The 19,344-nt window shown below is 63.6% G+C and carries 17 protein-coding genes; 9 read left to right on the forward strand and 8 right to left on the reverse strand.

Features of this window, described 5'->3' with window-relative positions; all coding sequences use genetic code 11:
- The first annotated feature begins 28 nt into the window (after positions 1-28).
- From OW493_RS13120 to OW493_RS13130, 3 genes are all read left to right on the forward strand, one after another.
- The gene (locus OW493_RS13120; RefSeq protein ID WP_289864372.1) at positions 29-2,290 is read left to right on the forward strand and encodes an acetyl/propionyl/methylcrotonyl-CoA carboxylase subunit alpha; all 2,262 of its coding nucleotides are present in this window, start codon (positions 29-31) and stop codon (positions 2,288-2,290) included.
- Positions 2,291-2,296: 6 nt separating this feature from the next.
- The gene (locus OW493_RS13125; RefSeq protein WP_289864374.1) at positions 2,297-3,208 is read left to right on the forward strand and encodes a hydroxymethylglutaryl-CoA lyase; all 912 of its coding nucleotides are present in this window, start codon (positions 2,297-2,299) and stop codon (positions 3,206-3,208) included.
- Between the two features lie 199 nt (positions 3,209-3,407).
- Positions 3,408-3,743 (forward strand): zinc ribbon domain-containing protein YjdM, encoded by a 336-nt coding sequence (locus OW493_RS13130; protein WP_077374863.1) that lies wholly within the window; start codon positions 3,408-3,410, stop codon positions 3,741-3,743.
- Between the two features lie 164 nt (positions 3,744-3,907).
- On the opposite strand, the gene OW493_RS13135 is transcribed toward OW493_RS13130, so the two are convergent.
- Positions 3,908-4,273 carry a hypothetical protein gene (locus OW493_RS13135; protein ID WP_077374866.1) on the reverse strand — a complete coding sequence of 122 codons (366 nt, stop codon included), beginning with the start codon at positions 4,271-4,273 and terminating at the stop codon, positions 3,908-3,910.
- A gap of 467 nt (positions 4,274-4,740) precedes the next feature.
- On the opposite strand from OW493_RS13135, the gene OW493_RS13140 reads away from it, so the two are divergent.
- Positions 4,741-5,511 carry an SDR family oxidoreductase gene (locus OW493_RS13140; protein ID WP_289864375.1) on the forward strand — a complete coding sequence of 257 codons (771 nt, stop codon included), beginning with the start codon at positions 4,741-4,743 and terminating at the stop codon, positions 5,509-5,511.
- 123 nt (positions 5,512-5,634) lie between these two features.
- Here the strand turns inward: OW493_RS13140 and trxC are convergent, their stop codons facing one another.
- From trxC to OW493_RS13155, 3 genes are all read right to left on the reverse strand, one after another.
- Positions 5,635-6,072 (reverse strand): thioredoxin TrxC, encoded by a 438-nt coding sequence (trxC, locus tag OW493_RS13145; RefSeq protein ID WP_289864376.1) that lies wholly within the window; start codon positions 6,070-6,072, stop codon positions 5,635-5,637.
- A gap of 256 nt (positions 6,073-6,328) precedes the next feature.
- Positions 6,329-7,318: a putative sulfate exporter family transporter gene (locus OW493_RS13150; RefSeq protein ID WP_240499674.1), complete on the reverse strand. Its 990-nt coding sequence runs from the start codon at positions 7,316-7,318 to the stop codon at positions 6,329-6,331.
- Positions 7,319-7,473: 155 nt separating this feature from the next.
- A complete protein-coding gene (locus OW493_RS13155; protein WP_077374875.1) occupies positions 7,474-9,117 on the reverse strand; it encodes a choline dehydrogenase in 1,644 nt (547 codons plus the stop codon).
- Between the two features lie 385 nt (positions 9,118-9,502).
- Between OW493_RS13155 and dctP the strand changes: the two genes are divergently transcribed.
- The 4 genes from dctP (at position 9,503) to OW493_RS13175 (ending at position 13,538) form a co-directional block, all read left to right on the forward strand.
- Positions 9,503-10,729, forward strand: coding sequence for a TRAP transporter substrate-binding protein DctP (gene dctP, locus OW493_RS13160; RefSeq protein ID WP_191237517.1), 1,227 nt, complete (start codon positions 9,503-9,505; stop codon positions 10,727-10,729).
- Positions 10,729-11,310 (forward strand): TRAP transporter small permease, encoded by a 582-nt coding sequence (locus OW493_RS13165; protein ID WP_077374878.1) that lies wholly within the window; start codon positions 10,729-10,731, stop codon positions 11,308-11,310. Before dctP ends, OW493_RS13165 begins: the two co-directional genes overlap by 1 nt.
- A 10-nt stretch (positions 11,311-11,320) precedes the next feature.
- Positions 11,321-12,598, forward strand: coding sequence for a TRAP transporter large permease (locus OW493_RS13170; RefSeq protein ID WP_176503114.1), 1,278 nt, complete (start codon positions 11,321-11,323; stop codon positions 12,596-12,598).
- Positions 12,599-12,779: 181 nt separating this feature from the next.
- Entirely contained in the window at positions 12,780-13,538 is a 759-nt protein-coding gene (locus tag OW493_RS13175; protein ID WP_077374884.1) for an IclR family transcriptional regulator, read from the forward strand.
- 227 nt (positions 13,539-13,765) lie between these two features.
- Here OW493_RS13175 and OW493_RS13180 read toward each other — a convergent pair whose 3' ends face one another.
- From OW493_RS13180 to OW493_RS13195, 4 genes are all read right to left on the reverse strand, one after another.
- The gene (locus OW493_RS13180) at positions 13,766-14,242 is read right to left on the reverse strand and encodes a universal stress protein (protein ID WP_289864377.1); all 477 of its coding nucleotides are present in this window, start codon (positions 14,240-14,242) and stop codon (positions 13,766-13,768) included.
- A 48-nt stretch (positions 14,243-14,290) separates the two neighbouring features.
- Entirely contained in the window at positions 14,291-15,634 is a 1,344-nt protein-coding gene (locus tag OW493_RS13185; protein WP_205632734.1) for a TRAP transporter large permease, read from the reverse strand.
- The gene (locus tag OW493_RS13190) at positions 15,631-16,197 is read right to left on the reverse strand and encodes a TRAP transporter small permease (RefSeq protein ID WP_191237519.1); all 567 of its coding nucleotides are present in this window, start codon (positions 16,195-16,197) and stop codon (positions 15,631-15,633) included. The genes OW493_RS13185 and OW493_RS13190 overlap by 4 nt, the downstream gene beginning before the upstream one ends.
- Positions 16,198-16,314: 117 nt before the next feature.
- Complete coding sequence (locus OW493_RS13195; protein WP_289864378.1) at positions 16,315-17,379, reverse strand: TRAP transporter substrate-binding protein; 1,065 nt, start codon at positions 17,377-17,379, stop codon at positions 16,315-16,317.
- A 451-nt stretch (positions 17,380-17,830) separates the two neighbouring features.
- On the opposite strand from OW493_RS13195, the gene OW493_RS13200 reads away from it, so the two are divergent.
- Positions 17,831-19,333: a PLP-dependent aminotransferase family protein gene (locus tag OW493_RS13200; protein ID WP_136938741.1), complete on the forward strand. Its 1,503-nt coding sequence runs from the start codon at positions 17,831-17,833 to the stop codon at positions 19,331-19,333.
- The last annotated feature ends 11 nt before the right edge of the window (positions 19,334-19,344 follow it).

Here is a 19,344-nt window from a genome sequence, read left to right on the forward strand (position 1 = left end):
TTTTTCCACTTCGCCACGGGATCTTGCCATGAACGTCAATCGCGATACTGAACAGCGACTGCCCACCGGTTGCGGTGAGATCCGCAAGCTGCTGATCGCCAACCGAGGTGAGATAGCGGTCCGCGTGATGCGCACCGCTCGCGCCATGGGCATCCAGACCGTTGCGGTCTACTCCGATGCCGATGCCAATGCCCTGCACGTGCGGGAAGCCGACGAAGCCGTGCGCCTCGGCCCTGCCAGCGCCAGGGAGAGCTATCTGGATGTCGACAAGGTCATCGCGGCAGCCCGCCAATGTGGCGCCGATGCCGTGCACCCGGGCTATGGTTTCCTGTCCGAGAATGCCGGCTTCGTGCGCGCCCTGGCCGAGGCCGGACTGATCTTCGTCGGCCCGCCGGAAAGTGCCATCGCGGCCATGGGCGACAAGTCGGCCGCCAAGGCGCGCATGCAGGCCGCCAGCGTGCCGTTGGTGCCCGGCTATCACGGCGATGACCAGAGTGACGCGCTACTGCAGTCCGAAGCCGACCGCATGGGCTACCCGGTCTTGATCAAGGCCTGCGCCGGCGGTGGCGGCAAGGGCATGCGCGTGGTCGAGCAGGCACGGGAATTCCAGGCAGCGCTGGACAGCTGCCGACGCGAATCCCGCGCGGCCTTCGGCGACGAGCGCATGCTGATCGAGAAGTATCTGACCCAGCCGCGCCATGTCGAGGTGCAGGTGTTCTGTGACAGTCATGGCAGTGGCGTCTATCTGTTCGAGCGCGATTGCAGTGTCCAGCGTCGTCACCAGAAGGTGCTGGAAGAAGCCCCGGCGCCCGGCCTGACACCGGCACTGCGCCGCGAGATGGGCGAGGCCGCGGTACGCGCCGCACGGGAAATCGGCTACGTCGGCGCCGGTACCATCGAATTCCTCCTCGATGCCCCGCAGCCCGGCAGCGAAAGCCATGGCGCCTTCTACTTCATGGAGATGAATACTCGTCTGCAGGTCGAGCATCCCGTCACCGAGATGATCACCGGCGAGGACCTGGTCGAATGGCAACTGCGCATCGCGCGTGGCGAGCCACTGCCCCGCCAGCAGGATGAGCTTGAGCTCAAGGGCCACAGCTTCGAGGCGCGGCTCTATGCCGAGGACCCCGACAACGACTTCCTGCCTGCCACCGGTCTGCTGGAACGCTTTCGACTGGATCTCATCGGCGCCGGACTTGCCGGTGCCGAGGTCGAGAGCGCGCAACAGGCCTCCGGCTCGACGGCCCTCAAGGTGCGTCTGGACAGCGGCGTCGCCGAGGGCGATGACGTCTCGATGCATTACGACCCGATGCTGGCCAAGCTGATCACCTTCGGCCCAAGCCGTGAACAGGCACTCGATGCGTTGCTGCGTGCCCTGGCGGCGCTCGAGATCCGTGGTGTGACCACCAACCGTGCCTTCCTGACGCGACTGGCGGCGCATCCGGATTTCCGCGCCGCCCATCTGGATACCCGCTTCATCGAGCGTCACCACGCCAGTCTGTTTCCGACGCCTGAGCTGGACCCCGGCACGCTGGCGACGAGTGCCCTGCTGGCCCTGGCACGCCTCAATGACAGCGATGACGCGTCTGGCTCGTCCGCGCCGACCCAGCCTGTCAGCCCCTGGCAGCGCCGTGATGGCTGGCGCAATGGCACGCCCCACCAGGTGACGTTGGCGTTCTGCCTGCCCGGGGACGCCGAATGCGAGGAACACAGCGACAAGGTGGCCCAGGTCATCGCCCGCCGCCCGCGTGCCTCGGGCGGGCCCGCGAGCGTGAACGACGCCCCTGTGCCTGCCTCGGGCTGGCAGCTGGAAGTGAGCACCCACTCTCACGGGAAGCGCCAGACGACACGCCTTGATGGCCACCTGTCGCGTCTTGCCGGCAATGCCATCGCCGTGACGCTGGACGGGCACCGTCGTCGCTATCAGGCCAGTCACGCCCCGGCGCGTGGCGGCGAGCTGCTGGTGCTGACCTGCGCGCAGAGCAGCGACGCACTCCCGTCCGAGTCACGCCTGCTGTGGCGCCGCGCGGACGCCGTCGACCACGCGCAGCATGAGACCCAGGCGACCCTCAACGCCCCGATGAATGGCACCGTGGTCGCCCAGCTGGTCGAGGCCGGCGTCGCGGTGACGGCCGGCACGCCCTTGATGGTGATGGAGGCCATGAAGATGGAGCACACCATGAACGCGCCCACCGATGGTCAGGTCGCGCAGTTCCACTTCCGTGCCGGCGACAGCGTCACCCAGGGTGACGTGCTGCTGGAATTCACGGCTGACGACGCCAAGGAGTGAGTGAGCATGCACTTTCCTGACAGCGTACGTATCGTCGAGGTTGGCGCGCGTGATGGCCTGCAGAACGAGTCCGCCCATGTCGATACGACGACCAAGCTGGAACTGATCCGGCGCCTTGCCGACTCGGGCCTGCGCCATGTCGAAGCCGCCAGTTTCGTCTCCCCCCGCTGGGTACCCCAGATGGCGGACCATCGCGAGATCATGCTGGCACTGGCTGAGCATGACACCCGTGGAGTGGCCACTTACTCCGCCCTCACTCCCAATCTCAAGGGGCTGGAGGCGGCGCTTGAGTGTGGCGTGCGTGAGGTGGCGGTGTTCGGTGCGGCCAGCGAGTCCTTCTCGCAGCGCAACATCAACTGCTCGATCGCGGAATCTCTCCAGCGCTTCGCCCCCGTGATGGCGCGTGCAGCGGCAGCCGGCGTGCGTGTGCGCGGCTACGTGTCCTGCGTGCTGGGCTGCCCCTACGAGGGCGAGATCGCCCCTGAGCAGGTCGCGGCGGTCGCGCGTGAGCTGCGTGACATGGGCTGTCATGAAGTCTCGCTGGGGGACACCATCGGCACCGGCACCCCGCTCAAGGCCAAGCAGATGCTGGAACGCGTCAGCCGCGAGGTGCCGGTCGAACGCCTCGCCGCCCACTTCCACGACACCTATGGGCAAGCGCTTGCCAACCTCTACGCGGTGATGGAAGAAGGCATCGCGGTGATCGATAGCTCGGTGGCCGGACTGGGGGGCTGTCCCTATGCCAAGGGGGCCTCGGGCAATGTCGCCACCGAGGATGTGCTCTATCTGCTGCAGGGAATGGGCATCGACACTGGCGTGGATCTGGCACGCCTGGCCGCGACCGGCGACTGGATCAGCCGCAAGCTAGGGCGCCCCAATGGCTCACGCGTCGGCCAGGCTCTGATGGCGAACGGCTGATGGCGAGCGGGGAAGGTTGCCGTCGGAATTGCGACCAAGCGCCGCAGCAGTGGGCCATCTGCCCGCAATCGGTGTAGGCTTGCCGGCTTCCGCGCACCGCTTGAGCCCGATGCGCGCCTTTCCATCGCATGTCCTTGCCTTGAGCGCCGCGCACCCCGCAGGCGCACGACACAAGCGGGACAGACTTCAGGACACCGAGATGAGCGCCCTCCCCAACTGCCCGGCCTGCAATTCCGAATTCACCTACGACGACGGCATGCAGTTCGTCTGCCCGGAGTGTGCCCACGAGTGGTCCAAGGAGGCCGTCGTCGAGGACACCGGGCCGGTCTATCGTGATGCCAACGGCAACGAGCTGGTGGATGGCGACACCGTCACCGTGATCAAGGACCTGAAGATCAAGGGCACCTCCTCCGTGGTCAAGGTCGGGACCAAGGTCAAGAACATCCGCCTGATCGAAGGGGACCACGACATCGACTGCAAGGTGGATGGCGTCGGCCCGATGAAGCTCAAGTCCATGTTCGTGAAGAAGGCCTGAGCGGTTCGAGTGCCTCTGGCGACACCAGAGAAGCGTCATGGGCCATGAGCCATGAATGAAGAGCCATGAGCCATGAATAATGAAGCCCCGCCAGAGTCTGCTCTGGCGGGGCTTCATGCGCTGATGCTCAAGAACACCCGATCTCGCCGGGGGTCTGTGAGCACTCACTGCTTGGGAGTCGGCTTGTCCAGGGGCGTGACGTTGGAAATCTCGATCAGCCGTTGCCCACCCACCTTGAATTCGAAACGACCGCTGATCTGGACTTCGCGCCCGAGATAGGCACCGATGCGTTCGGGAGGATGCAGCTCGATACGCTGCTGCCCGGCGCCTTCCAGCCAGTAGCGCTCCGGCACCTGCTCACTGCGTATCCTGCCCTGCACGGCCACCTGCTCGCCCTGCCAGGCCTCCGAGTGCTCGAGCAGCGTGGTGACACTGGCAGGGCGCGGCGCACCCAGCTCGTCACAGCCGCTCGCCAGCGCCAGCAGCATCGCCACGCCCACCATCAGTCCGCGTTGCCTGTGATCCTTCATGTTCGTTCCTCATGTCGCTGCCCATTTCCCGTGATGGGCAGCGCTCCTGAAAATTCGGGGATGGCGTCTTTCAGGCAATCCTGTCGCGCAGGGGTTCCCGTCCCCTGACACGGCCAGACGACGGATCACCACTCGCGAGGGGGTAAATGCGAAGTTCCGAATACTTCAGTGCCAAGTGTGACAGCTGTTAGACGAAGCGATAAGTCGCCAAGGCGGACAGACCAACAGAATCAGCCAGTCTCATCAGGTCGTCGCGTCTGCCACGGGGCACTCGACCAGTAGCTGGCATGATGGCAATGTCTCGTCACGTCATGCTTTCGCATGCCCCGCTTGTCATCCTCACGATCAGGACACAGGTCAGGGTCGCCATGTCGAAGGCCGGCGCCACGTCGGAAACGACGTGGCAGACCCGGCAGGACGAGAGACCATGAAGGACATTCCCCACCCAGAACGCAAGAGACTTCACGATGATGACACGCAAAGTGGCCTATATCACCGGCGGTGCCCAGGGAATCGGACGCGGCATCAGTGACTACCTGCTCGCCCGTGGCTGGCGAGTCGCGGTGGTGGATATCGACGCCCGGGCGGGCGAGCAGTATCTGGCGAGTCACGCCGCGACCCACGGCGAGCCGGACAGCCTGCGCGTCGAGGCCGTGGATGTGCGCAATGAAGACGCCGTCGCCGCCAGCATCGCGGCCACCTGCCAGGCCTTCGGGCACCTGGACGCCGTGATCAACAACGCCGCGATCGCCGACCCCTTCCAGGGCAAGCTCGAGGAACTGTCCCTTGAGCGCTGGCATCAGGTACTGGATACCAGCCTGACCAGCAGCTTCCTGACCGCCAAGCACGCCGCGCACCATCTGCGCGAGACTGGCGGCAGCATCGTCAATCTGGCCTCCAGCCGCGCCCTGCAATCCGAGCCGGATACCGAAGCCTACGCCGCCAGCAAGGGCGGCATCGTCGCCCTCACCCACGCCATGGCGATGAGCCTCGGGCCGGAGATTCGCGTCAATGCGGTCAGTCCAGGCTGGATCGATGTAAGCCACCTGCAGAAGGACGGTGAGGCGGAGTCGCTGAGTGACGAAGACCACGCCCAGCATCCCGTCGGACGCGTCGGCCATGTCGATGACATCGCCGCGCTGGTGGCCTTCCTCATCTCGGAAAAGGCCGGCTTCATCACCGGCCAGAATCATGTCGTCGATGGCGGCATGACGCGCAAGATGGTTTACGTCGACTGATACGACAAGGCCGACTGAGACGACAACGCCTGACGCGATTGCACGTCAGGCGTTGTCAGTTCTTGAGCTGCGTCCGGGTTTCCCTGAACGCTCAACTGCGGACTTCTCGCGCGCGGGCCGTGGTCACACCGCGTGCGGTGCCAGCCACTGCTTGAGCTGACCGGCCTGCATCACGCCTGATTCGCGCGCCAGCTCCTTGCCCTGCTTCATCACCAGCAGCGTCGGAATGCTGCGGATGCCGAAACGACCGGCCAGCGCCTGCTGGGCTTCGGTGTCGATCTTGGCGAAACGCACACGGGTGCCCATCTGCGCGGCGACTTCATTGAAGATCGGCCCCATCATCTTGCACGGGCCACACCAGCTGGCCCAGAAGTCGATGACCACCGGCATTTCACTGCGCACTACCAGGGCCTCGAAGTTGTCGCTGGTCAGTTCCAGCGGCTCCTTGGGCAGTACGGCGGCGCTGCACTTGCCGCAGCTGGGGTTGTCATCCAGACGCGCGGTGGCCAAACGATTGAGAGCGAGACATTGCGGACAGGCCAGCACGAGGGATTCAGACATGATCGGACTCCAGAGAAATGGGGATGCGGCGCGCTGCGCTGACGACTCAGCGTCAGACACGTACCGATAGCGCAGATCATACGACTCGTGGGCCGATAAGCAATTGAGGCATCTTATCGCCCTGATTGGCTGGCTGTATCAGCCGCTCACGGGCTGACATCTGCCCCCTCGGGACCCTCCCTCATCAACGACACGGGCCCTGCCAGTCATGGCAGGGCCCGTGTCGTTCTGCCCCCGTGCGCTCCATACCGTCAGGTCACACGCTGGCCAGCCCGAACTTGATGCACAGCGTCACCAGCACCAGCAGGAAGAGAGTTTCCACCACCATCAGGATCACCGGCTTCCAGCCCACCACCGCCAGCTTCTGAAACGACGTCTTGACGCCCAGCGCGGCAATCGCCGCCACCAGACACCAGCGTGAGAGGTCGGTGAAGCCTTCCACGGCGACGCTCGGCACCCAGCCGAGACTGTTGATCAGCACCAGGGCCACGAAGGCGATCAGGAAGGTGGGGAACATCGGCACCTTGCCCCCCTCATCGCCATTGGCCTGACGTGCACTGCGAAACAGCAGCATGAAGACCATCACCGCCGGTACCAGCATCGCCACGCGCAGCAGCTTGACGAAGGTGGAGACATCGCCGGTGTGCTCGGAAATGATGTAGCCCGCCCCCACCACCTGGGCCACGTCGTGGATGGTGCCGCCGAGGAAGATGCCGGCCTCGGTATCCTCCAACCCCAGCAGTCTGACGATCAGCGGATAGGTGATCATCGCCACGGTCGAGAGGGTCGTCACCCCGACCACGGTCATGATGGTGTGACGCTCACTGGTCGCGTTGCGCGGCATCACTGCCGACAGCGCCAGTGCCGCCGAGGCACCGCAGATGGCCACCGAGCCACCGGTCAACAGCCCCATGTCACGGTCCAGCCCCATCACGCGCGCCAGCAGCGCGCCGAACACGATGGTGGCCACCACCCCGAGCACCACCGTGATCACCGGGCCAACACCGAGACTTGCGACCTGCTCCAGCGTGATGCGCACGCCCAATAGCGCCACGCCGAGGCGCAGTACCGTCTTGGAGGCGAACTCGATCCCCGCCCTGCAGGGTCCGTCCTCGGAGAGAAAGTGCAGCGACATGCCGAACAGCAAGGCATACAGCAGCGTCGGGCCGCCGTAGTGATCGGCGATGAAGGTGGTCGCCAGCGCGATGAGGATGCAGATCAGCAGACCCGGCATGATGATGCGCACGCGCCCTTCCAGATTCCGCAACAGACGGGCAGGCGGTGTCGATGTGTCGTGAAGTGATGAGCTGTCGTGATTGGCCACGCGAATATCCCATGAAAAGGCAAGCAGGATGGCAGGGCCTGAGCCCTGCCCTGGAAGATGACAGATGCCGGTGCCTGCTAGCTCGCCTGCGCCATCTCGCGCTGAGCCGCCTTGATCATGTCAGCGGCCTTCTCGGCGATCATGATGGTCGGGGCATTGGTGTTGCCCGAGACGATCACCGGCATGATCGAGGCATCGACCACCCGCAATCCGTGCAGGCCATGCACTCGCAGCGCGTCATCCACCACCGCCAGCGGGTCGTGGCCCATCTTGCAGGTCCCCGCCGGGTGGTAGATGGTCTGGCTGAACTGGCGCGCGGCCTCCAGCAACTCCTCGTCACTCTCGTACTGCACGCCGGGCACGTACTCTTCGCTGATCACGGCGGCCAGCGGTGCCGCCCGGGCGATACGCCGCGCCACCTTGATGGCGTCCACCACCACGCGGCGATCTTCCTCGGCACTGAGGTAGTTGGGCTGGATGGAGGGATAGACGCTGGCATCCGCGCTGGTGATGCGCACATGGCCGCGGCTGTGCGGACGCAACTGGCATACGGACGAGGTGAACGCCGAGAACGGGTGCACGCCATCGGCGGGCTTGTCGGCACTCAGCGGCTGCATGTGGAACTGGATATCCGGGCGTGTCAGCCCCTCGCGTGACTGGGTAAAGGCACACACCTGGCTGGCCGCCAGGGTCAGCGGGCCGGTGCGTGTGAAGAGGTACTGGGTGCCGACCGCCAGCTTCTTGATCGGGCTGCGCACTTCATCATTGAGGGTGCGGCACTGGGTCTTGAACACCAGCCGCACCTGCAGGTGGTCCTGCAGGTTTTCCCCGACCCCCGGCAGCGCATGCAGACATTCCACCCCGACACTGGCCAGATGCTCAGGGTCCCCGATGCCGGAGCACTGCAGGATCTGCGGACTGCCGATGGCGCCGCTGGACAGCACCACTTCGCGCTCCGCCCGCGCCGAGCAGACATTGCCCTTCACCTCGTACTCGACCCCGACCGCGCGCTTGCCTTCCAGCAATACCCGACGGCAGTGAGCATGCTTGACCAGCGTCAGATTGCTGCGCGTGAGCGCCGGACGCAGGAATGCCTTGGCCGTGCTGCAGCGCAGGCCCCGATACGTGGTCTGCTGGAAATAGCCCACCCCCTCCTGACGCTCGCCATTGACGTCCTGGTTGAGCGGAATCCCCGCCTCCACCGCTGCCTGGATGAAGCGCTCGGCGATCTCTCGCTTGAGGCGCAGATCCGAGACATGCAATGGGCCATCCGCCCCATGCCACTGGTTGGCCCCCCGCGCCTGGCACTCCGACTTGCGGAAATATGGCAGGACCGACTGATAGTCCCAACCTTGATTGCCCTCGGCGGCCCAGTCGTCGTAGTCCTCGCGCTGGCCACGAATGTACAGCAGGCCATTGAGCGAACTGGACCCCCCCAGCACCTTGCCGCGCGGCCATTGCAGCCGACGACCATTGATGCCGGCATCCGGGTCGGTCAGGTAGCACCAGTCGGTGGCGGGGTTGTGCATGGTCTTGAAATACCCGACCGGCACATGGATCCACGGATTCCAGTCCGAGCCACCCGCTTCCAGCAGCAGCACCTTGATGGAAGGGTCTTCGGTGAGACGATTGGCCAGTACGCAACCGGCGGAACCCGCCCCGATCACGATGTAGTCATAGAAGGCTTTGGCGTCTGCATTGGCGTAACGTGTTGTTTTCATTATTTTCTCAACCATATTGAGACATATTGTCTCGTAATCATGGTATCGAAAGCATGTTTCGTCAAATACGAAACAAAACGTCTCGTTTATTTTGCCAAAGCACAAGAACTGCCCTACATTGAGATTTGTCTCGCGCCGGTAAGGGATGTGAAACGCCCCCCGAAGCCGAAGCGGAACCGAAGCGGAACCGAACCGGGACCGAAGCGGAGCCGAAGCGGAACCGAAGCGGAACCCAGTCACACGCTCGCTTTCGTCACGTGTGAAAAGACACCACAAGAAAAAGACGCCAACAGGTGTCATGACGCCAGGGAACACCAGATTCCCACTGCGTTCAGCCCAGACTGCATCCCACCACAAAAGCAAACACAACACCGGGAGCACTACCATGCCATCGCCACTCAGCAAGTTGTCACGCCGTGACTTTCTCGACATCTCGGGCCGCTTCGGTCTGACCTCGACCCTGCTGGCCGCCACCGGCCTCGGCGCAGGTCTTACCGCGTCCACGCTGGCGCGCGCCGCCGATCAGGAGCAGCAGAAACGCTACAAGACTGCGCCCAAGTTCCAGCTGCGCTTCGGTGCCTCGGGCTTCAACGAGCGCAATCTCGATATCCAGAAGTCCGGCCAGCTGTTCTTCGCGCGGGATCTGGAAGAACGCACCAACGGCGCCATCCGCGTCGAATTCATGGGCAGCAACGAGGTCTGCAACCAGCTGGACTGCGTGGCCAAGACCCAGCAGGGCATCGTCGACATCTACTCGGCCTCCACCCAGAATTCCTCGGGCAGCGCGCCCTACCTGAACGTGCTCGACTTCGCCTATCTGTTCCCCACCGTCGCCTCGATGTTCCACTTCTTCTATCACAGGAAGAGCGAGCAGCTGCTGCGTGAACCCCTGCGCCAGCGCCACAACCTGCAGTTTTTGTTCACCCACTGTGACCTGCGCGGCATCATGCTCGGCCTCAAGTGGCAGGACAAACCGCTGGTCACCAGCATCGACCAGCTCAAGGGCACCAAGAACCGCGTCACCGGCACCCAGATGGGCCGGATCGCCATGGAGCAGCTGGGCCTGAATCCGGTGCCGGTCGCCTGGGAAGAGACCCTCGATGGCCTGCGTCAGGGCCTGCTGGATGGCGCCGAGACCTGGATGAGCGCCGTGGCCTACGCCGGCATGGCCCCGGTGGTCTCCCAGGCCGTCGACCTGCGCTTCTTCGCCGGCACAGAGCACACCGGCATGAGCCTGCCCAAGTTCGACAGTCTCGGCGCAGAACTGCAGGACCAGGTGATGGAGTCCGCCTACTGCGCACAGATCTTCACCCAGGGCATGAACGAGGCCGGGCGCTTCGAGATCGTCGGGGCCACCGAGCACCCCGCCCCCGGCACCGTCTTCGCCGAGAACAACGTGCGTGTGGCACCGCTGTCGGATGCCGAACGCTCACGTGCCGAACAGATGTGCTCGCCGGAATTCAATCCCGAGCCGTGGGAGCAATGGCGTGAGCGCCTCAACAAGTGGTCCGGCGGTCTCGACATCTATCAGGAAATCCATGCCGTCGCGCGTGAGATCTCCCGCGACACTGCCGCCGTCAACGTCAAGCCGCAGCGCTGGTGGAGGGGGTAATGGGCGATACCACCATCTTCAGCCAACCGACCAAGCACCCCGCCATCAAGAAGGCCGCGCCCTGGGCGCGTCCCTTCCTGTGGCTGGATGCCCATCTGGAACAGGTCGTCATCCTGATCGCCTATTCCGGCATGGCCGGCATCATCTTCGTCGAAGTCATCCGGCGCTTCTTCTTCGGCCTGCAGGCCCCCTGGAGCACCAGCATTCCGGTGCTGCTGTTCCTGTGGCTGACCTGGTTCGGCGCCTCGCTCAACGTCAAGAAGCGCACGCACCTGAGCCTCAACGAGATCCGCATGAAGCTGCCGCGCGGTGGCCAGTTCGCCTGCCTGATTCTGGATGCCGTGCTGTGGATCGGCTTCGGGCTGATGGTGATCTACTTCACCACCACCCAGGTGACGCTGGCCTATGACAACTACGCCATCGTGCCGGGCACCGACAACGTCATGCAGTGGTGGTTCTACCTCGCCACACCGCTGGCGTGGGTGATGATCATCTATCGCGTGCTGCAGAATCTCTACGCCGACTGGGCGCGCTATCGCCGCGGCGAGTCCTTCAACCTGCAACCGTCCATCATGGACTGAGGAGGTCATCATGACTGACAGCATCTGGATCTCCCTGATCACGGCGGGCGTGACGGCCTTCTTCCTGCTGGGAGTGCCCATCTTCCTCGTCATCGGCCTGTGGGTGGTCGGCACCAGTCTGGTGATCGACTTCACGCTGGCCAATGTCGGGGTCACCCTCTTCCAGGGCCTGAGCTTCTTCGGCCTGCTGGCACTGCCGCTGTTCATCCTCACGGGGGACCTGATCAACGCGGCGGGCATCGCCAAGCGACTCTCCGACTTCGCCTACTCGACCCTGAGCTGGATGCGCGGCGGCATGGGCATGTCGACCCTCGGCGCCTGTGGTCTGTTCGCGGCGATTTCCGGCTCCAACGCCGGCACCACCGCCACCATCGGCTCGATCATGCAGCCCGAGATGGTCAAGAACGGCTATGACGAACGCTTCGCGGCCGCCACGGCCGCCTCCGGCGGCACCGTGGGCATCATCATTCCGCCCAGCATCATCTTCATCGTCTACGGCTTCATGATGAATCTGTCGATCAGCGACCTGTTCATCGCCGGCATGGTGCCGGGCGCCCTGATGGTCATCGCGATGATGGTCGCCTGCTATCTGGTGGCCCGCCGAAATGGCTGGGGCCAGCTGCAACCCTTCAAGGCGGGTGTCAGCGCGAGGCTGGCACGCAAGGCCTATCTGGGCTTCGCGACCATCGGCGTGGTGGTCTACGGCATCTACTCGGGCAAGTTCTCTCCGACGGAAGCCGCCGCCATCACCGTAGGCTTCACCATGATCGCGGGACTGCTGATCACACGGGAAATCAGCCTGAAGAAGCTGCCGACCATCATGCTGCGCTCAGGCCAGATCGCCGGCATGCTGGCACCGCTGATCGCCATCTCGGTGGTCATGCAGCAGCTGCTGTCGGTACTGGGGGCCGGTCAGGCGCTCAGCGACATGCTCAGCGGTATCGACAACTACTATCTGACGCTTGGCACCTGCATGCTGATCATCCTGCTGGCCGGCATGATTCTGGAAAGCCTGCCGGTGACCATCATCCTGGCGCCGATTCTGGCCCCCATCGCCCAGCAGGCCGGCGTGGACCCGATCCACTTCTCGGTCATCTTCCTGGTCGGTGCGGCCATCGGCTTCGTCACGCCCCCCTTCGGGCTCAATCTGTATGTCGCCAGCAGCATCACCGGCATCTCCTACGTCAGACTGGTGAAGTACGTGATTCCCTACTTCATCGCCCTGATGGCCTGCTGGCTGGCCATCTGTCTGATTCCGTCTCTTTCCCTGTTCCTGGTAAACCTGTAACACTAGCCTCATCGACAGCCCCGCGAGGGGCTGTCTTCGTCTCATTGCCGCTGCGGACACCCCCGTTCCCGGTTGACGTGATGAATCGATGCACTGACGCCCTGCCAACCTGCACCTGACGGCCGACATGTCCCTTGAGACCTTCCGCGACACGCACCGACAGGCAGGATGAGGACACTAGATGAGCAAGGACACTCCCACGAATTCGACGCTCTTTCGCGCGCTGGGCCTGCTGGAAGAGGTCGTCACCGCTCAGCACCCCATCAGCGCCGCGGATCTCGAGAAGCGCTTCGAGATTCCCAAGCCCACCGTGCACCGTCTGCTCAAGCAGCTGGAGGAACAGCAGCTGATCAGCCGGGATCTGGATGGCCGTCACCTGTTGCCCGGCCAGCGCTTCCGGCGCATGTCGCTGGGTGCACTGGCCAATGAGGGCCTCAAGGCGCCGCGCCGCGTACTGCTGGAAAAGCTGGCCGGGAAGGTCGGCGAGACCTGCAACCTGACCCTGCTGGATGGCCACGAGGTGATGTACTACGACCGCGTGGAAACCAACTGGCCGGTGCGTATCCAGCTGGCCCCCGGCTCGCACCTGCCCTTGCACTGCACCGCGAGCGGCAAGCTGTTTCTGGCACTGATGCCGCTGCACCGTCGCCGCGCGCTGCTGCAGAGTCTCGCGCTCGAGGCCCATACACCCTGCACGCTGACCTCGCGGGCTACGCTGGAAGAGGCACTCGACACCGTGGTGCGCAATCAGCTGAGCACCGACGACGAGGAGTTCATCCAGGGCATGGTGGCGATTGCCGTGCCGGTCTTCGATGATGTCGGCCAGATCCAGGCCACCCTGGCGATCCACGCGCCACGCCTGCGCCACTCCATCGAGTCCTTGCTGGAATGGGCACCGCTGATGCGCCAGATCGCCACTGAGCTGGAAGGTACGCTATAGACCGTGGCTTCCCCGCTGCATCGCCCGAAAGACATCGCCCGACTGGCATAGCCCGAAAGAGATCACTCGACTGGCATCGCTCGACTGGCATCGCTCGAGTTGCATGACACTCAAACAGCTCGCCCCCGCAGACAGTCACTGTCCTGTGGGGGCGAGCTGTTTCATATGGTCTTGCTGCCTCCGCCTGTTTCCAAGGCGTCTCTTCCGGGGCGTCTCTCCCACTGGGCTCAGGGCGTCGGTACCACCACCACCGGAATGCTGGCGCGCTTGATCACCCCCTTGGTGACCTTGCCCGCGTAGGAGGCCACGAAGCCGCGCTTGTTGGTGGCCATGATGATCATGTCGCAGTCATGGCGCGTGGCGTAGCGGATGATCTCCGAGGCCGGATAGCCCTCCACCACATTCAACCCGGCGATCACCGGACGTGGATCGCCGTCGTCATAGGTGCTCCAGAAGTCCTCCATCATCTTTTCCAGGTTCTCCCTCGCCTGATCGAGCCGTTGCTGCATCAGGCCCTCCAGCGTCGGCTTGTGACGGATGTTGACCTTGAGGGTGTTCATCACGTCATCCGACAGCGCCTTCACCGCATGCAGCACATGCAGCTCGGCGCCCGTCGCGCCCGCCAACCATACCGAGCGCGCCAGTACCCGCTCACAGTCTCCGCGCAGGCCCACACAACACAGGATTCGTCTGACTGCCGGCATATCCACTCTCCTTGCCGTTGATGAGAGGCATCAGGTGCCGCTGGCCTTTCAGTAACCCATCACCCTGGGTAGCCACAGCGAGATCTCAGGCACATAGGCGATCAGGAAGATGGCCGCCACCGACCCTGCCGCAAAGGGCAATGCCTTGAGCGAAATCTCCTCGATGGAGGCCCCGCCTATCCCCGAGGCCACGAAGAGGTTCTCCCCCAGCGGTGGCGTCTGGAAGCCGATGGCCAGCGCACAGACCACCACGATGCCCACGTGCACCGGGTCCATCCCCAGCATGTACATGATCGGCAGCAGCACCGGGGTGAGAATCATGATCGCGGCCAGCGTCTCCATGAACATGCCGACGAACAGCAGGAAGACGATGATCATCGCCCAGATGAGATAGAGGTTGTCGGTCATCGCCAGCATGCCCTCGGCGATATGGGCCGGCACGCGTTGCTCGACCAGCAGCCGCCCGAACACCGTCGCCGTGAACAGGATCAGCAGCACGCGACCGGTGATCCAGGTAGTGGTTTCCAGAGTGCGCAGCGTCGGCTTCCACTTGAGTTCCTTGTGCAGGAAGATGCCGACGATCAGGGTGTAGACGATGGCGACGATGGCGGATTCGGTCGGCGTGAACAGGCCGCTGTAGATGCCGCCGAGGATGATGAAGGGCGCCAGCATCGACCAGATCCCCTTCCTCAAGGTGGCGCGGATATGTGTCCACGACCAGCTGTTGGTCAGCCCGCGATAGCCGCGTTTCTTCGAGATCACGTAGTTGATCATCAGCAGGAAGCCGGCGATCACCACGCCGGGCATGACACCCGCGATGAACAGCTTCGGGATGGAGAGTGTCTGGAAATCGCCATGCAGCGCCACCGCTTCGGGGGGTGGCTGCAGCCCCATGCCGGAAATCCCGAAGATCACCATCGGGATCGAGGGCGGAATCACCACGCCCAGTCCACCGGAAGACGCCGTGACCGCCGAGGCATATCCCCGGTCATAGCCGCGCTTGGCCATCGCCGGAATCATCAGCATGCCGACCGCCGCCGTGGTGGCAGGTCCGGAGCCGGAAATCGCGCCGAAGAACATGCAGGCAAACACCGTGGCGGCGGCAAGCCCCCCGGTCACCGGGCCGGCAAAGGCCTCGGCGATATCGACAAGACGCCGCGAGATGCCGGCGGCCTCCATCAGCGCCCCGGCCAGAATGAAGGCCGGCAATGCCATCAGCGGGAAGGCGCCCACCGAGGTAAAGGCGATCTGCACGAAGGCCATCGGGTTCTCGCCGATGCTCAGGTAGGTCGCCAGTGCCGCGACCCCCAGCGAGACGGTGATCGGTGCGCCAAGCACCAGCAACAGGAAGAAGACGCCAAACAGGATATAGATGATGGTGGAATCGATCATGGTGTCCCGCTCCCGCGCTGGTCGTCATCATTGACGGATGGGCCTGTCTGCTTCAGCTCCTGCATTGCCTGGGAATCCGGGTCCACGATGTCTTCCTTGCGCACGAACTTGAGATAGTTGGTCTGGAGAATGCGCACCGTCATGGCGGTAAAGGCCAGCGGCAGAATCAGATAGAAGTACTTCATCGGCACGCCCATCGTCTGCGACTTCCAGAACAGGTTCATCTTGTTGAACACGAAGTCGTAGCTGTAATAGATGAACACCGCATTGAAGGCGATCCAGATGATATCGGTGAGCACGCCACAGGCGGTTTCCACCCAGCGCGGCAGAAAACGGAACTGGAAGGTCACGCGGTTGTGCGCCGACATGCGGGTGGCATAGACCGCCCCGAGATAGGCAAACCACACGAAGGCATAGGTCGCCAGCTCGTCTCCCCAGGGAATCGAGTAGCTGAAAAGGTTACGCAGCATGATCTGCGCGAAGAGAATGATGACGAACACCACCAGCAGGCACTGGCAGAGATAATTCTCGAGATTGTCCAGACACTTCAGAAATATCCGCATGCAGATACGTCTCCTGACATCGATGGCATTCGCCACCCCTGTCTGGCGCCCTTCGCAGGACGACAGACAGGGGAGTGGCGGACGGGCCGTTGAAAGCCTCAGCAGCTCAGCGCGTCATCAGGGAGCGGTGGACGGATCACGCCCGAGTGTCTCGAGCACTTCCACCAGCTTGTCGCGCCCACCGATGCTGTCGTAGAAGTCCGGCCAGATGCTGGACGCCTTGGCGATCCATTCCTTTTCGTCATTGGCGGGCTGGGTGATGGTCATGCCGTGCTCTTCCACCAGTGATTTCTTGATGGAATCCTCGGTGGCCAGCAGGTAGTCGTAGCTGTGGGACGTCGCCTCTTCACCCGCCGCCAGCACCAGCGTCTGCTGCTCTTCGCTCAAGCTCTGGAAGGTGCCTTCGCCCATGATCAGCGGTTCCATCGAGAACACGTAACAGCTGTCGGTGACATGGTTCTGCACTTCGTAGAACTTCATGGCATCGATGGTGATGTAGGGATTGTCCTGGCCATCGACGACACCCTGCTGCAGGGCGGTGAAGGTCTCGGACCACGCCAGCGGGTTGGGATTGACGCCCCAGGACTGGTAGGAGGAGATCATGATCTCGTTCTTGGGCACGCGGATGACCATGCCGGCCAGGTCCTCGGGTGAGGCGACGGCCTGCTTGGAATTGGTCAGACGACGGCAGCCGGAATAGGCCCAGCCCAGAATGCGGATACCGGAATCGCGCAGGGTATTGTCACGCAGCTCATCGCCGATCTTGCCGTGGGTCAGCGCCTTGGCATCGTCAGGGCCGTGGATGACATACGGCAGGGTCAGCACGCCGACGCTCGGCGAGAAGGGCGTCAGGTTGTTGATCGCCACTACGGACAGATCCACCAGGCCCATGCTGGCGTTGTTGACGGTGTCCTGCTCGCTGCCCAGCTGGCCGTTGGGGAAGAGGTCAACCTTGATGTCACCGCCGGACTTCTCTTCCACCAGGCTTGCGAAGGTCTTGCCCAGCTCGTACTGGGTGCCACCGGCGGCGTCCCCCAGGGCCATCTTCCAGGTCGCGGCATTGGCGCCCCCAGCCATGGCCAGACTCGCGGCCATCACCGCGACGGCCAATGACGCCTTGAGCGCGCTGGCGCCAGAGAAGTCGCGGAGGTCTGCTGATTGGGTCTGTGTCGAGTCGATCATCTTGTCTGTCCCGTCGTTATTGTTGTTGCGGGCTCCTGACGGCTGCGTGTGACCGCGAGCGTGGCACTGCACCGGCACTCGTCAATGACGCCCTCTCTGCCTCCCACCTCCAGCAGTGTCGGTCTGTCATTCACGAGGTCCATCACACACTCATCTGCAGCCCTCAAGAGAGGGAGTGGGAAGTCGCGTCGTGCTGTCACTGTGCTTGCCACTTCACTTTCTTCCCCTGCGCCAGACCTCCATAGAACCAGTCCACTCCCATCGATGGGGCCAGTCTCGCCAGGCGCTTGCCCTGCCCCGCGCCGTCTGCCTCAATGAGGGCATTCCCGACGCATGACGAGGCGATCAAGCTCACCGCTCGCCCTGGACATGACGGGACAGGCAGGTATGAAAAATGCATGAAAAACGGGGACTTCCACGAAGATCCCCGCGACAACAACAGAGAAGATGCATGAGCCACCCGCTGTTTCACCTCGATGCCTCGCGCAAGGAAAGTCTGCAGTTCCAGATACGCGAGCAGATCTCGCAAGCCATTCTCGAGGGCCATCTGCCCCGCGATGAGGCACTGCCCTCCAGCCGCAAGCTGGCCCGCGAGCTGAATGTCGCGCGCAATACCGTAATGCTGGCCTATGACCAGCTGCTGGATGACGGCTTCCTGATCGCGCGCCAGCGCAGCGGCTATTTCATCAACCCCGACATTCTCAAGGGCCGCGCCGACACGCCGGTACGCCTCAATGACATCGATGCCGACAGCCTCGACTGGGATGAGCGCCTGGCCATCAAGCCCTCCGTGCAACGTGCCATCGAGAAACCCGGCGACTGGCACCAGTACGACTACCCCTTCCTGTATGGCCAGCTGGACCCGGAATTCTTCCCCACCCAGCACTGGCGGGAATGCAGCCGGGACTCGATGAGCGTGCCGTCGATCCGCAGCTGGTCGGTGGACCACATCAATCATGATGACCCGTTGCTGGTCGAGCAGATTCACCAGCGGCTGTTGCCACGCCGGGGAGTCTGGGCAAGCCCGGAGGAGATCCTGATCACGGTGGGGGCGCAGCAGGCGCTGTGGATCAGCTGCATGCTGCTGCTCAAGCAGGGCCAGCGGTTCGCGATGGAAAACCCGGGCTACGTCGACATGTACAACATCGCGCGTACCTTCACGGACGACATCCAGCTGCTGCCCATCGACGGCAAGGGCCTGCAGCCGGTGGAATCGCTCAAGGACTGCCGGCTGGTGTTCGTCTCGCCCAGTCACCAGTCACCCACCGGCGTGACCTTGCCGCTGGAGCGCCGCCGCCAGCTGCTGGACATGGCCGAGACGGGCAATTTCCTGATCATCGAGGACGACTACGAGAGCGAGAGCAACTACGCCGACAACCCGACGCCAGCGCTCAAGAGCCTCGATCGCCACAAGCGGGTCATCTATGTCGGCAGCCTCTCCAAGACCCTCGCCCCCGGCCTGCGTCTGGGCTACATGGTCGCGCACCCCACGCTGATTCGTGAGGCGCGTGCACTGCGCCGCCTGATGCTGCGCCATCCGCCGACCAACAATCAGCGCGCGGTGGGCCTCTTCATCGCGCGGGGCTATCACGACAGCCTGCTCAACCAGATGCATCAGGTGATGCAGCGCCGCTTCCTGGTGATGCGCGACGCCATCCTGCGTCACCTGCCGATGATGAGCACGCCCTCCACCTATGGCGGTTCCTGCTTCTGGATGCACGGGCCGGCCAGCCTGGATGCCCATCGACTGGCCGCCCTCGCCCGCCAGCAGAGCATTCTGATCGAGGTGGGCGATCTGCACTTCTTCTGCGATCGCGATCGTCATCGCCACTACTTCCGCCTCGGCTTCTCGGCGATTCCGGAATCGCGTATCGAAGCCGGCATCATGAAACTGGCCGAGCTGGTGCCACTGGCGATGCAGGCACCCGAAAGGGTCACTGACATGAGCGCCTGATTCTCGACAGG

It is taken from the genome of Cobetia sp. 14N.309.X.WAT.E.A4 (genome assembly GCF_030397495.1).
GTDB classification, from domain to species: domain Bacteria; phylum Pseudomonadota; class Gammaproteobacteria; order Pseudomonadales; family Halomonadaceae; genus Cobetia; species Cobetia marina.